The sequence below is a fragment of the Pseudomonas sp. 24 E 13 genome, assembly GCF_900004715.1.
Classification (GTDB): domain Bacteria; phylum Pseudomonadota; class Gammaproteobacteria; order Pseudomonadales; family Pseudomonadaceae; genus Aquipseudomonas; species Aquipseudomonas orientalis_A.
In genome coordinates, this window is the sequence record NZ_CVTO01000134.1 from 1,204 (window position 1) to 1,503 (window position 300).

Sequence of the window (300 nt, forward strand, 5' to 3'; positions counted from 1 at the left end):
CGCCGGTTAACACCACCGTTACCGATACACCGGGTACCGACAACACCACCACCGTTACCCTGACCGCGCCGAGCGCAGTCAACGAAGGTGGCCAGATCACGTACACCGCCACGCTCTCAAATAAAGCAGGCAGTGACGTCACGTTGAAGTTGGATAACGGCTCAAATATCACTATCAAAGCCGGTGAAACTGTCGGCACCGTGACCGTCCCTGCGCCAAGCGATGACGTATTCATCGACAAGAGCACCCAGATCGTCAAAATCACCGACGCTTCCGGCGGCAACTTCGAGAAGCTGGTAG

General features: G+C 56.3%; 1 protein-coding gene. It reads left to right on the forward strand.

What is annotated here, in order from left to right; genetic code table 11:
- Window positions 1–300 (forward strand): immunoglobulin-like domain-containing protein (locus BFP90_RS29250; RefSeq protein ID WP_256097482.1); only part of this gene is annotated, 300 nt, incomplete at both ends.